Below are 709 nucleotides of genomic sequence, written 5' to 3'. Positions count from 1 at the left end.
TATGTCAAAGTTATCCTATCAGGGGAAAGCTTTCAGGCGTTATCAGAAGGGTTGCAAGAAGCGTTATTTCATATAGGAGGCGCACCAAAGGAGCATCGCACAGACTCTTTAGCCGCTGCTTATAAAAATGACAAAGATGTTGCTAATGAGGATTTAACGGATCGTTATAAAGAGCTCTGTGCCTATTATGGCATGAATCCAACAAGAAATAATAAAGGGGTCAGTCATGAGAATGGTTCTGTTGAGTCATCGCATGGTCACCTCAAAAACCGTATTAAACAAGAGCTTATGGTGCGCGGAAGCAAAGATTTTAAGACATTAGCTGAATATGAACAATGGTTGCATCATGTTGTTGAGAACAGCAATCGTCGTAACAGTAAAGACTTTAAGCTTGAGCAATCTGCTCTGCGCTGTTTACCCACGCATAAAACAGCGGATTATGAAATTAAGTCTGTTAAGGTATCCAGTCATTCTATGATCAACATTAAACAGATTAAATATAGTGTACCGTCACGTCTTGTAGGACACACATTGACAGTGCATATTTCACAAAAAGACATTATTGCGTATCTGGGAAGTAGTGCCGTATTTAGTGCCTGACCGGAAATGACTGGAGATCATATAAAATAAGGCTTTGACGCCAGAGATTTCAAATGAAGTTTTTTAACTCTATTCTCACATAAGCTTATTTCACGTTGTTTCTTGATGA

At 38.9% G+C, this 709-nt stretch carries 1 protein-coding gene; it reads left to right on the top strand.

The window, feature by feature from the left end; genetic code table 11:
- Positions 1–600: Mu transposase domain-containing protein (locus F3D68_RS11160; RefSeq protein ID WP_151194507.1), on the top strand; the 600-nt coding region annotated here is incomplete at its 5' end.
- Between the last annotated feature and the right edge of the window lie 109 nt (positions 601–709).

Source organism: Cysteiniphilum sp. JM-1 (assembly GCF_008711525.1).
Classification (GTDB): Bacteria; Pseudomonadota; Gammaproteobacteria; order Francisellales; family Francisellaceae; genus Caedibacter.
The sequence above is the reverse complement of the archived record's forward strand: the minus strand, read 5'-3'. Positions and strand labels throughout refer to the sequence as shown.